The organism is Cryptosporangium phraense, from assembly GCF_006912135.1.
Classification (GTDB): domain Bacteria; phylum Actinomycetota; class Actinomycetes; order Mycobacteriales; family Cryptosporangiaceae; genus Cryptosporangium; species Cryptosporangium phraense.
In genome coordinates, this window is record NZ_VIRS01000043.1 from 47,894 (window position 1) to 59,005 (window position 11,112).

Annotated in this window: 9 protein-coding genes; 6 read left to right on the forward strand and 3 right to left on the reverse strand. The window is 72.5% G+C overall.

Annotated elements, in window-relative coordinates; translation table 11 throughout:
- The first annotated feature begins 44 nt into the window (after positions 1–44).
- Positions 45–740 carry a TetR/AcrR family transcriptional regulator gene (locus FL583_RS42645; RefSeq protein ID WP_276611666.1) on the forward strand — a complete coding sequence of 232 codons (696 nt, stop codon included), beginning with the start codon at positions 45–47 and terminating at the stop codon, positions 738–740.
- Positions 740–1,705: an acetylxylan esterase gene (locus FL583_RS35555; protein WP_142709293.1), complete on the forward strand. Its 966-nt coding sequence runs from the start codon at positions 740–742 to the stop codon at positions 1,703–1,705. Before FL583_RS42645 ends, FL583_RS35555 begins: the two co-directional genes overlap by 1 nt.
- Here FL583_RS35555 and FL583_RS35560 read toward each other — a convergent pair.
- Together FL583_RS35560 and FL583_RS35565 are read right to left on the reverse strand one after the other, a co-directional pair.
- Complete coding sequence (locus FL583_RS35560) at positions 1,627–3,405, reverse strand: PAS domain-containing protein (protein WP_142709294.1); 1,779 nt, start codon at positions 3,403–3,405, stop codon at positions 1,627–1,629. The genes FL583_RS35555 and FL583_RS35560 overlap by 79 nt on opposite strands.
- A 79-nt stretch (positions 3,406–3,484) precedes the next feature.
- Positions 3,485–5,833, reverse strand: a complete 2,349-nt coding sequence (locus FL583_RS35565) for a DUF2079 domain-containing protein (RefSeq protein WP_142709295.1) — start codon at positions 5,831–5,833, stop codon at positions 3,485–3,487.
- A 171-nt stretch (positions 5,834–6,004) separates the two neighbouring features.
- Between FL583_RS35565 and FL583_RS35570 the strand changes: the two genes are divergently transcribed.
- Genes FL583_RS35570 through FL583_RS35580 form a run of 3 tightly spaced genes read left to right on the forward strand, consistent with a single transcriptional unit; the run spans position 6,005 to position 7,621 of the window.
- Positions 6,005–6,433, forward strand: coding sequence for a hypothetical protein (locus FL583_RS35570; protein ID WP_142709296.1), 429 nt, complete (start codon positions 6,005–6,007; stop codon positions 6,431–6,433).
- On the forward strand, positions 6,427–6,645 hold the full coding sequence (locus tag FL583_RS35575; RefSeq protein ID WP_142709297.1) for a helix-turn-helix transcriptional regulator: 219 nt from the start codon (positions 6,427–6,429) through the stop codon (positions 6,643–6,645). The genes FL583_RS35570 and FL583_RS35575 overlap by 7 nt, the downstream gene beginning before the upstream one ends.
- 1 nt (position 6,646) lies before the next feature.
- Positions 6,647–7,621, forward strand: a complete 975-nt coding sequence (locus FL583_RS35580) for an NAD(P)-dependent alcohol dehydrogenase (RefSeq protein ID WP_142709298.1) — start codon at positions 6,647–6,649, stop codon at positions 7,619–7,621.
- Here FL583_RS35580 and FL583_RS35585 read toward each other — a convergent pair whose 3' ends face one another.
- A complete protein-coding gene (locus FL583_RS35585) occupies positions 7,622–9,220 on the reverse strand; it encodes a serine/threonine-protein kinase (protein ID WP_142709299.1) in 1,599 nt (532 codons plus the stop codon). It lies immediately after the preceding gene.
- A 371-nt stretch (positions 9,221–9,591) separates the two neighbouring features.
- Between FL583_RS35585 and FL583_RS35590 the strand changes: the two genes are divergently transcribed.
- Complete coding sequence (locus FL583_RS35590) at positions 9,592–10,959, forward strand: FAD-binding oxidoreductase (protein ID WP_205752746.1); 1,368 nt, start codon at positions 9,592–9,594, stop codon at positions 10,957–10,959.
- Positions 10,960–11,112 lie beyond the last annotated feature (153 nt).

The following is an 11,112-nucleotide window of genomic DNA, read 5'->3' on the forward strand; positions in this document are numbered from 1 at the left end:
CGCGTAACAGTAGGAGCAGTGTCACCATGCGTCAAGATGGGCGTGTGGAAACAACACCGCGACCGGGCAGCGCCGGGTGGTGGCGCGATCGCCGGGCCGCCCGGGCGAAGCGCCGGAACCGGCCCGGCGGCCTGACGATGGACCAGATCACGAAGACCGCGCTGGTCATCGTCGACGAGGAGGGGCTGGCCGCGCTGACCATGCGCCGGCTCGCCGACGCGCTCGGCACCGGAGCCGCGTCGCTCTACCGGCACGTCGCCAACCGCGAGGAACTACTCGTCGAGGTCGTCGACCACGTCCTCGGCGACGTCGAGTTCGCCGAGCTCAAGCCCACCTGGCGGGAGGACTTCGGGACGGTCGCGCACAACCTGCGGGCCGCGCTGCTGCACCACCCGCACCTGCTGCCGGTCGTGCTGCGCACTCCCCTGCTCGGCCCGAACGCGCTCCGCGGACGCGAGGCCAGCCTCCGGCGCATCCTCGACTTCGGGTTCTCCCGGGCCGACGCCCAGCCGATCTACACCGTGCTCGTCAGCACCGTGCTCGGCCAGGCGGTGTTCGCGGCCCACGACCGGCCCGAGCCGCTGCGTCCCGAGGTCTACCGCGACCAGTCGGCCGACGACTACCCGACGGTCGCCGCGCTGGCCGACGAGACCACCCCGCAGACGTCCTCGGCACTGTTCTCCCTGATGATCGACATCATGCTCGACGGCATCGCCGCCAGATATCCCCGGGAGAGCTAGTGCTGACCGATCTACCGCTCGACCAACTGCGCACCTACCGCAGCGCGCAGACCCGGCCCGACGACTTCACGGCGTTCTGGGACGAGACGCTGGCCGACGCCGCCCGGCACGACCTCGACGTCCGCGCGACCGAGGTGGAGACCGGCCTGACGACGCTCACCACCTTCGACGTCTCGTTCCGCGGGTTCGGCGGGGAGGAGATCCGGGCCTGGCTCCGCGTCCCGGCCGGGGCGAGCGGTCCGCTGCCGACCGTCGTGCAGTACATCGGCTACGGCGGCGGCCGCGGCCACGTGCTCGAGAACCTCGTGTGGGCGTCCGCCGGGTTCGCCCACCTGGTGATGGACACGCGCGGCCAGGGTGCGAAGTGGGCCGTCGGCGACACCGCGGATTCCGGTCCGGCCGGACCGTCGGTCCCCGGGGTGATGACCCGCGGGATCGCGGATCCCGCGACCTACTACTACCGACGCCTCTATACGGACGCCGTCCGCGCGGTGGACGCGGCCCGGGCGCTGCCGCAGGTCGACGCCGACCGGATCGCGGTGCTCGGCGCCAGCCAGGGCGGCGGGCTGGCGCTGGCCGTGGCCGGGCTGCGCGACGACCTCGCCGCGGCCGTCGCCTACGTGCCGTTCCTGTGCGACTTCCCGCGCTCGACCCGGATCACCGACGACCACCCGTACCGGGAGATCGCCGACTACCTGGCGACCCACCGCGACCAGGTCGAGCGGGTGCACCACACGCTCTCGTACTTCGACGGGGTGACCCTGGCCGCCCTGGCCACCGCGCCGGCGCTGATCTCGGTCGCGCTGATGGACCCGGTGTGCCCGCCGTCGTCGGTGTTCGGGGCGGCCAACGCGTACGCCGGGCCGTGCGAGGTGCTGACCTGGGACTACAACGGCCACGAGGGCGGCGGCCCGTTCGACGACGCCCGCGCGCTGGAGTTCCTGCGGGAGAACGTCGACCGGTAGAGGTGGAAGCCGACGTCGACGCCGATGCGTTCCAGGTGCGCGGCCAGCGCGTCGAGGTCCTCGGCTTCGTCGTCCGGCTCCAGTTCGAGCACGCCGAGGACGTCGCCCGTCCCCCGCAGGACGGTCGCCAGACCGGTCGCCGTCCGGACCGGGGCCGGGTCACCCGAGGCCCAGGCCGCGCCGGCGAGGCCCTCGCCGTACCCGAGCCGACGGCCGGACCCGTCCCCGGGCCCGGCCGAGTCGGCCATCAGGCGCAGCGCGGCCGCCGTGGGCCCGGTGGCGGGCTCGACCACCCACAGTCGGACGCGGAAGCGCCGGGGCGTGCCGGCCACGGTCTCGACGATCCGCTGGGCGGTCGTCGGCGAGTAGCCCTCGTGCAGCAGCAGCCGCGCGACCGCGAGTTCGTCCCGGCGTAGGCGCTGCTCGCGATGGGTGTCGGTCACGTCCCGGAGCGCCACGACCGCGCCGGTGGCCTCGCTGCCGACCATGATCCGCTCGGCGTTGGCGAGAAAGTACCGGGTCGGCTTACCCGGACTGACCAGCGCCATCTCGGCGTCCCGCACGATCTCGCCGGCCAGCGCCCGCATGCTCGGGAGGTCGGCCTGCTCCATCCGGTCGCCGGTCTCGTGCCGGGCGCTGGTCCGGAGCAGGGCGATGGTCTCCGCGAACGACCGCTCCTCGCCGTCGGCCAGGCTCAGCAGCGCCGGGTTGCCGAACAGCGGGCGCCCGTTCTGGTCGCAGGCGAACACCGCGGTGTCCAGGCTGTTCAGCACCGCCTGCAGCAGCCCGTCGCGGCGGTCGGCGTCCGCCTCGGCGTCGAACCGGCCGGACGCGTCCAACATGGACACGCAGAGCCGGGAGCCGTCGGCGCTCGGCACCGCGCGGATCGAGGCGTCGACCGGGAGCCGCTGACCGTCCCGGGTCGTCGCCCAGACCGTGTGGCGCCGGGCCTGGCCGCGCTGGGCCGGCGGCAGCGTGGCCAGCGTCGCCAGCACGGCCCGGATCGTCACCGCGTCCCGGTCCGGGAACAGCAGCGAGTGCAGCGAACAGCCCATCGCCTGCTGCCGGGTCCAGCCGAAGGTCGAGGTCGCGGCCGCGTTCCAGGCCAGGATCGCGCCGTCGCCGTCCACCACCACGAACGCCTCGGCCAGCGCGTCCAACAACGGAACGAGGTCGAGCAGGTTGACGGTGAGCTCGGACGCGACCCCGGCCACGCCGGGCAGCAGACCGGTCGTGGCCGCGACGCCCTCCAGCGCGGCGCGCTGGGAGGCGCTCCACTCGCGCGGGACCGCGTCGAGCGCGCAGACGCTCCCGACGACGGCGCCGTCGGCGCCGAGCAGCGGGACGCCGGCGAACGCGCCGAGGCCCAGATAGGACACGACGGCCGCGCCCTCGGCGCGGTGGTCGGTGACCGCGTCGGAGATCCACACCGGACGGCCGGACGAGACGACCGTGCGGCAGAGCGAGTCGTCGACGGCGATCCGGCGGGTGAGCGCGAAGACGCCGCCGATGCCGTGCAGGCCGACCAGGCGGTCCCACTCACCGTCCACGAGCGACACGACGCCGATCGGGGCGTTCGCGACGCGGGCCGCCGCCCCGGCCACCGCGTCCATCGAGAGCGGCACGCCGGTGAGGACTGCGGTGGCACGACCGACGGCCGCGAGACGCCGTTCGTCGTAGAGGTCGCCGTCTTGGCTCATCAGGAGTGCCGTTCGGCTGGCGGGTGGAAATCGATGTCACCGTAGCATCATTTACGGTGTTTCCAACCGCTTGTCCGTTTTACTGGGTCCGTAGCTCGACCGCAGTGGCGGGCGCTTCGTGCGCGCGGGCACGCGCGGCCACCGGATGCGCCTGCGTCGGGGCCGACGTCTCCCACGGGCCCAGCCGCTCGAACAGATCGGCCAGCGCACCCATCGCGGCCAACAGGATCAGCGGGAACACCGGGCCGAACTGCCGGGCGCCGGCCGGGACGCCGGTCGCCACCTCGTACGCGATCGCGGCGACGATCCCCCCGAGCGCGAGCGCGGCCAGCGGGTCCTTCGCCGCCCGCACCGGGGTCGCGACGATCGCGAGGACGAGCACCGCACAGAGCACGGCGTCCACGGACACCGTCGTGAGGTCGGCCGGGAGCAGGCCGTCGATCCCCGGGGTCCCGAGGTAGCGGGCATCGGCGGGCCGGAACACCGTTCCGAGCGCGACCATCGCCCCGGCCAGTCCGGTGGCGACTGCGAGGTACGGCAGCCACGGGTTCCGGATCGACCGCACGCCGCCGAACAGCCAGGCCACGCCCAGCGCACCGAGGATCGCCACGGCCGGTGCCCGCGAGGCCAGCAGCAGCGCGACGAGCACCCCGAACCAGACCAGCGCCCGGCGGCTCCGCGGCCCGTCGAGCGGGAGCGTGAACACGCAGGCGGCGCAGAGCGCGATCGCCAGCATGTCGGCCGAGCCGGACAGCGCCGAGACCGCGATCAGGTCGCAGAGCGCGAACGTCACGCCGGTGACGGCTCCGGCGAGCGCACCCCACCGCCGCGCGGCGAAGTACGTCAGCAGGCCGACCGTCGCCAGGAACGCGAGCACCGGGACGACGAGCAGGCCGGGCGCACCGAGCACCGCGACGAACGGGGCCGAGAGCAACGGGTAGGTCAGGTTCGGATCGGCCGACCCGTGCACCGCGAACAGGTTGGCCGGCCAGCAGGAGCCGCCGGTGCACCCGGTGGCGAAGAACGGCTGCGACGACAGCTGGTCGTACGTCCGGGTGGTCGCCTCGGCCGGCGAGAATCCGAGGAACCGGTACGCCCAGGCCAGGTGGTACAGGCTCGTCCGTCCGTAGAACGACGACGAGCTGGCGAAGACGGCCAGGCAGGTGGCCGTCACGACGCCGACCGTCACCCAGGCATGGACGGGAAGCCCGACCGCCCACCGCGACCGCGGCGGATCCCCGGACTCCGGAGGCCCGGACTCCGGAGGCGCAGCCTCCGACGACCGGGACGGGCGACGGCGGACCGGCCCCCACAGGTCGGCGAGCAGCGCGACGACCGCGAGCACCAGGATCGGGACGATCGGCGCGTGGTACCGGAATCCGGCCGGCCAGAACTCGAAGACGTTGATCGCGCTCACGACCAGGAACGCCCCGGCGGCCAGCGCCGAGATCTCGCTCCGGAACCGCCAGACGACCGCGACCAGCGCACCGACCAGCAACACGATCAGCGGCAGGTCGGCCTTCATGCGATCCAGGTCGGAGTGGATCACGAACCAGGTGACGTCCGGGATCGCCGCCACCCCGCGGACCCCGAAGTACTGCTCGGCCAGGTCGTCGAACCGCTCGCTCAGCGACAGGTCGTCGCCGGCGAACAGCAGCGGCGTCACCAGCATCTGCACCAGCAGCACGGCCAGCCCGACCGCGTTGCCCCAGAACGCGAACGGCAGCCACGGATTCCGCAGGGACCGGTCGCGGATCGCCACCAGCAGCCAGGCCGCCCCCACCGCGGCCGGCAGCGCGACCGCGAACTGCCGGTTCAACAGCCCGACGACGACCAGCACGACGTACCAGATCACGTCCCGCCGACTCGCCCGCCGGGCCAGCGGCAGCAGCAGCAACGGCACCGCGACCAGCGCGAACGCCGGCCCCTCGGTCTGCGCGACGACGCTCCACCGGGACACGAAGATCGGCAGCAGCATCATCGCCCCGGCGACCAGCGCCCACCGCTGGCCCCACAGCCGCGAGGCCAGCACGACGGTCGCGAGCACGGCCAGCGCGTACCCGACGATCGGCGCGACGAGCATCCCGCTCGGGCCGAACAGCCAGACGAACGGCGCCGAGAGCACCGGCAGCAGCAGCCGCGGCCCGACGACGATCGCGTACTGGCCGGTGAAGAAGCTGGTCCGGAAGTCCGGCCGCCAGCACGTCCAGCAGTTCACCAGGCCGGGATCGTCGTGCAGGTAGTCGTACGAGAGCTGGGCCGCGTCGGCCGGGGAGTGGCCGAGGTACCAGTACGTCCAGGCCAGGTAGATCCGCGAGTCCGGGCCGTACTGCGGGTTCGTCGCCAGCGCGAGCACCACCGCGAGCACGCAGAGCGCACCGAGGAGCAACCAGCCACGGAGGGTCAGGGCAGTACGGAGCGCCTTCATCGATTCGGAAGGCTAGGCGTCGCGAGGGCAATACCTCGTCCCCGCGCCGTCGAGTTCGCAGGAAGTACAGGAGATGTTCGCCCCGGCGGACCGATGTAAGAGATTCTTGACATCATGTCGGCTCCGCCTGACACTCGTCTGTGTCAAGGATGCTTTACATCGGAGGTTGCCGTGACCCTCACGGAGAAGCGAGCCTGGATACGGCTGGTCGTCGCCGTGGTCACCTACGCGCTCTACGCCGGGCTGGTCCTCAGCCGGGCCGACGGGCGGGCCCTCGCCGACGTGTCGTACGCCGGGCCGCTGCTGGCCACGATCGGGGCGTCGATCCTCGCCTCGATCGTGCTCGAGGTCGGGCTGGCGATCGTCACGCCCGGAGCATCCCGCGCCATCGACGTCCGCGACCGGGAGATCTCCCGGCTCGGCGAGCACGTCGGCCAGTCGTTCGTCGTGATCGGCGGCGTCGCCGCGATGCTCATGGCGTTGGCCGACTGGGACCGTTTCTGGATCGCCAACGTCGTCTACCTGTGCTTCGTCCTCTCGGCCGTGCTGGGTGGCGTGACCAAGGTGATCGTGTACCGGAGGCCCTTCCCGCAATGGTGAAACCGACCCGAGTGACGAACTCGATCCGCGCCCTCCGGTTCGCCCGGGACGAGATGACGCAGGCCGATCTGGCCGACCGCATCGGCGTGACCAGGCAGACCGTCATCGCCATCGAGCAGGGCCGGTACTCGCCGTCGCTGGAGATGGCCTTCCGCATCGCCCGCGTGTTCGACGTCCCCCTCGACGACGTTTTCCACTACCCGGAGGAATGACATGAAGGCGTGTACCCGCGACACCTACGGCGAAGCCGACGTACTCGCGGTCCGCGACGTCGACACCCCCACCCCGGCCGCCGACGAGGTCCTCGTTCAGGTGCGGGCCAGCAGCAACGACCGCGGGGTCTGGCACCTGATGACCGGCCGCCCCTATCTGATGCGCCCGTTCACCGGGCTGCGCGCCCCGAAGGTGCGGGTGCTCGGCCGGGCGTTCGCCGGCACGGTGACCGCGGTCGGCCCGAACGTCACCCGGTTCGGGCCCGGCGACGCGGTGTTCGGCACCAGCGGCCACGGCACCTGGGCCGAGTACACGGCCGCGCCCGAGAAACTGGTGGCGCCGATGCCGGCGAACGTCAGCCCCGAGCAGGCGGCCGCGGCCGTGATCTCCGGCGTCACCGCCTTACAGGCCCTGCGCGACACCGCGAAGCTCCGGCCCGGCCAGCACGTGCTCGTGATCGGCGCGGCCGGCGGGGTCGGCTCGTTCGCGGTGATGATCGCCAAGTCGATGGGCGCCACGGTCACCGGGGTGTGCAGCACGTCGAAGGTCGACCTGGTGCGCTCGCTCGGCGCCGACGACGTCGTCGACTACACCCGCGAGGAGGTCGACGCCCGTGGCCCGCGGTACGACGTCGTCGTCGACACGGCGGGCAACCGTCCGCTCTCGCTGCTCGCCCGCGCGCTGACGCCGGACGGGACGGTCGCCCTGGTCGGCGGCGAGGACAAGCAGGGCCTGCTGCTGCACGGCTTCGAACGTCAGCTGTTCGCGCCGCTCACCGGGCTGCGCCACCGCAGGACCATGCGCAACGTCCTGACCCGCGAGAACGCGGCCGACCTGGCCGCGCTCGGCGAGCTGATGTCGTCCGGCGCGGTGACGCCGGCGATCGTCCACACGTATCCGCTGGCCGACGCGCCCGAGGCCATGCGCTACCTGGCCGCGGGCCACCCGGCCGGCAAGGTCGTGATCACGGTCTGATCAGCGGGTCGTGTACCCGATGGCCGCGCCGATCGCGATGCTGATCACGGCCACGACCGCCACGACCGCGGCCAGCAGGATCACCATCCGGCGCGAGATCCCCTCGTCTTCCTCGGGGCCGCCGACCGGCTCGGGTCGACGTCTGCGCCGGGCCGCCCGTCCCTCCGGGGCCGGGTGGTCACCCGAGGCGTGCCTGGCCGGCCCCGGGCTCTCCGGCCGCCATGCGCCGGCCTGCTCCGCGTCCGGATCGGCCGCGTGCCGGCCCGACCGTCCGCGATGGACTTCCGCCGGACCCGGCGCGGGGGTGATCGGGGACGGGCCCGACGGGCCCGGGTTGGGCGTGAGGACGTGGCCGTAGGAGGTGCCGACCGACGGTTGCGGTGGGGTGAGCGGCGGGAGGCCTCCGGACGGGTCCTCGACGAACGAGGTCGGGGTCGCGGGAGGCGCGGCCGCCGACGAATACGGGGGCGGGGTCATCGGCGACGGGGTCATCGGCGACGGAGCCATCGGGGGCTGGTGGCCGTGGCCGAAGGAGGTGGGGGTGTAGCCCCAGGCCGGGGTCGCCGGGGGTGCGACGTCCGGCGCGTCGTAGCCCGGGATGGCCAGGTGGCCCGGCGGAGGGGTCTGCAACTGCACCGGCGTGTCTCCGGACCGCTGCCGCCTGGCCGGCGACCGCGGGCGGATCGCGGCCGCTCGCGCCTGCCCGGCTCCGCCGGTCAGCGTCACCGCGGCCCGGATGTCGTCGTCGACCCGCAGCGGGGTCTCGGCGCGCGCCGACCACCCCGTCCCGAACTCGGCCGCGGCCGCGTCGGCCAACGCCAGAGCAAAAGCCTTGGCGGACGCCGGACGATCGGCCGGTTCCTTCTCCAGCGCCTGCCCGACGACCTCGGCGATACGCGGGGGCATACCCGCGGGCAGCTCCGGCCGCATGTTCAGGTGGTGGTGCAGCATGGCCGAGAACGGCAGCTCCAGCGAGAACGGCGTCCGCCCGGCGAGCATGTGGTAGATCAGGCCGCCGACCGCGTACACGTCGGTCTGCGGTCCGATCCGCTGACCGAGGATCTGCTCCGGGGCCGCGTAGGCGGGCGTCCCGACGAGCGTGCCGGTGGTGATCGTCGAGCCCTCGAAGAGCTTGGCGATGCCGAAGTCGGTGACCTTGACCGCGCCGTCGGCCGCGAACAGGACGTTGTCGGGCTTGATGTCGCGGTGGACGATGCCCCGCTCGTGGGCGGCGTGCAGTGCGTCGGCGATCGCCAGCCCGATCGCGATCGCGGTTTCGGGCCGGAGGCCCTCCGCGATGCGCGAGGTGAGTGTTCCGCCGGGCAGATGTTCCATCACGATCAGGCAGAGCCCGTCGCTTTCCGCATAGTCGTGCACCCGGACGACGTGCGGGTGGTCGAATACGGCCATCACTTGCGCTTCGGCGAGGAAACGACGTTCCACATCCGGGCCGGAAATCGTCAGAATTTTGATGGCGACAGGCCGACCGAGCCGCCGGTGGCGGCCTTCGATGACCAACCCGAAACCCCCGCGGCCCAGCTCAGCACCCACTTCGTACTGGGGTAGCGCGGCCGTGAGCTGGGCCCGGTCGAAAAGCATCCGATGGTTCCCATCACGTCGAAATGGTCAATGCAGCTGGATAACAACTCGATCAAACACCAAGTTGGAAGCGCTTACCGCAAGAATCGAGTTTCAGATAGTGCCGTACGACACCTCAGCACACAATTATTGTTCTACGCGTCAGTACTATTACTGAGGGTGAGTGCCCAATAGCCGACAGATGCGTGCACGGGGCAACACCGAGCGATTGGATCGGGCGTATGACCGGTTCCGCCGTAAACCGCCGAAAGTTCCTCGCGCTCGGTGCCCTGGCTGGGGTGGCCGCGTGCGGTCGAGCCGCGGCTCCGCCGAGTTCTGGCGCTGCGTCGGCGTCGGTGGCGGCGTCGGGATCGGCGCCTGTTGCCGCGCCGGTGAAGGCGGCAGGGGCTGGTGTCGACCTCCCCGGGCTGCGGCGGGCGTTGCACGGCAAGTTGCTGCTGCCGGGCGACGGCGGCTACGCGTCCGCGGCCACGCCGTTCAACACCGCGCTCGGCACCCGGAAGCCGGCTGCGATCGCTCTGGTCGCCGACGCCACCGACGTCCGGACGGTCGTCACGAAGGCCGGCGGCCGCGGGGTTCCGCTCGCCGCCCGCTCCGGCGGCCACAGCTACCCGGGTTACTCGACGCCCACCGGCGGCCTCGTCGTCGACGTCGGTGCGCTGAAGAAGATCACGGTCCGCGCGGACAACACCGCGGTCGTCGGTGCGGGCGCCCGGCTCATCGACGTCTACACCGCGCTGGCCGCCCACGGCCGGGCGATACCGGCCGGCTCGTGCCCCACCGTCGGCATCGGTGGCAGCACGCTCGGCGGCGGCCTCGGCGTGGTGGCCCGCGCCTACGGCCTGACCTGCGACCACCTGCGGTCGGCGACGATCGTCACCGCCGACGGCGAGATCCGCACCGCCGACGCCAACCACGACGCCGACCTGTTCTGGTCGCTGCGCGGTGGCGGCGGCGGCAACAGCGGCATCGTCACCGAGTTCACTTTCGACACCGTTCCCGCGCCGAACGTCACGATCTTCACGCTGCGCTTCCCGGCTGCGTCGTCCGCGCGTGTCCTCGCGTCCTGGGCGGCCTGGATGGGGGCGGCGCCGCAGCGGCTGACGTCGCTCTGCGCGATCACCGCGGCCGCCACGCCGACCAACCGCGTCACCGGCACCTGGACCGGCTCGACCGCCGGGCTGGACGCCCAGCTGGCGGCGCTGATCTCCGCGGTGGGCACCCCGCCGACGTCCCGGACGAAGAGCACGCACACGTGGCTGGACGCCATGCGCTCGTTCGCCGGCTGCCTGAGCAAGACGACCGACGCGTGCCGGGTGGTCCGTCCGGAGCCGTTCCGGGCCGCGTCCAGGCTGGTCGAGAAGCCGCTGAACGCCGCGGTGGCGACGAAGGTCGTCGACGTCGTACGACGGCAGTCCGGCATGGTGCTGCTGTTCGACGCCCTGGGCGGCGCGGTCGGCGCGCCGGCGCCGGGTGACACCGCGTTCGTGCACCGCCGAGCGACCGCGTCGGTGCAGATCTACAGCGGACGGGCGAGCAGCGCGGGGGCGGTGAACGCGGTTCAGAATGCGCTGCGGCCGCTGGTGGGAGGTGGGGCTTACGTGAACTATTTGAACGCCGATCAGGCCGATTGGGGTGCTGCCTATTACGGGGCGAACCTCCCGCGTCTGCGCACGGTGGTGAGGCATTTCGACCCGCAGGGAGTCTTCACGTTCCCCCAGTCGGTTCTGAAGGCTTAGCTGTTGCCCCTTGGTGGGGGGCTTCGGCGTGTTCGCGGGGTGGCCGCCGAGGCCGGCGGTGTCGGCTTGGGTGGTTGGGTGCGCCTAGGGATCGGTGCAGTCCCGGCAGCGGCCGGGATACGCGGCCACCCGCCCGCGGCGTGGCGCGGCTGC

Excerpts from the sequence above, each read along its gene's own strand:
- FL583_RS35560 (WP_142709294.1), bottom strand. The coding sequence starts at position 3,405 with ATGAGCCAAGACGGCGACCTCTACGACGAACGGCGTCTCGCGGCCGTC.
- FL583_RS35565 (WP_142709295.1), bottom strand. The coding sequence starts at position 5,833 with ATGAAGGCGCTCCGTACTGCCCTGACCCTCCGTGGCTGGTTGCTCCTC.
- FL583_RS35575 (WP_142709297.1), top strand. The coding sequence starts at position 6,427 with ATGGTGAAACCGACCCGAGTGACGAACTCGATCCGCGCCCTCCGGTTC.
- FL583_RS35580 (WP_142709298.1), top strand. The coding sequence starts at position 6,647 with ATGAAGGCGTGTACCCGCGACACCTACGGCGAAGCCGACGTACTCGCG.
- FL583_RS35585 (WP_142709299.1), bottom strand. The coding sequence starts at position 9,220 with ATGCTTTTCGACCGGGCCCAGCTCACGGCCGCGCTACCCCAGTACGAA.